The sequence below is a fragment of the Xanthomonas cucurbitae genome (assembly GCF_002939885.1).
In the GTDB taxonomy this organism is placed as follows: domain Bacteria; phylum Pseudomonadota; class Gammaproteobacteria; order Xanthomonadales; family Xanthomonadaceae; genus Xanthomonas; species Xanthomonas cucurbitae.
Window position 1 is genome coordinate 1 of sequence record NZ_MDED01000108.1, and the last position, 953, is coordinate 953.

General features: G+C 59.3%; 1 protein-coding gene. It reads left to right on the forward strand.

Features of this window, described 5'->3' with window-relative positions; genetic code table 11:
* Positions 1-84: 84 nt before the first annotated feature.
* On the forward strand, positions 85-953 hold an 869-nt coding region (locus tag XcuCFBP2542_RS18930; protein WP_211293045.1), incomplete at its 3' end, for an AAA family ATPase.

The following is a 953-nucleotide window of genomic DNA, read 5'->3' on the forward strand; positions in this document are numbered from 1 at the left end:
ACCACCTTCTGGGACGGTGGAAAGGGCCTGTTTCCAAGGCTCAACGCAGATTCAGGGGCCTCAAGGCACCCACACGAATCCGCGATGAGCCATCTTGACGATGTGACCCATAGCGAGATCGAACTGCTGGACCCGCAGCTTGCTGCGGATGTCAAAGCATTCGAGCAATTGCTGATTGCTCGTCAGGAAGCCATCAAGGCGGCGGTGATCTCGCACCAGTGGGACGGTATCGATCAACCCTTGTACAGTCCGGCCGTGCGGCTCCAGACTTTGGCCGACCGGCTAAACACCGAGGCCGAGACCTTGGAAAAGGCCTCGGACGAAAAGGCTCGCGCGGCGCTGCAAAAGCAGTTTGGCGAACTTGATGCGCGTGTACGGCTGAGCCAGGTCAAGGACGCTGTGGTCACAGCTGTCGCGAAGCTCGGCCACCAGGCGAAGCTCGTGAAGTGCCTATCGGCCGTCAAGACCAACGCCATCTCTCTGAAGGCCTCGGAGTTGGCCGAGAAAGTAGTTTCCAAGGAACTGGCCGAAGCGTTGAACCGCGAATTCAAGGAGCTGGGTGTCGGCACGCTGCATGTTTCGCTCCAGAGTCGTGCCGACAGAGGCAAGGCTCTGCACAAGCTCAAACTGGAACTGCCGCAGAGCCGTAGCCCCGGTGACATTTTGAGTGAGGGCGAGCAGCGCGCGGTTGCGATCGGTGCCTTCCTGGCAGAAATCGGATTGAACGGTGGCAAGGGCGGCATCGTGTTCGACGATCCGGTGTCTTCGCTCGATCATCGTCGGCGCGAGCGCGTAGCAAAGCGTTTGGCCATCGAAGCTGCGCAGCGTCAGGTGATAGTGTTCACCCATGACATCTATTTTCGGCTCATCGCGGATTCGTGTGGGTGCCTTGAGGCCCCTGAATCTGCGTTGAGCCTTGGAAACAGGCCCTTTCCACCGTCCCAGAAGGTGGT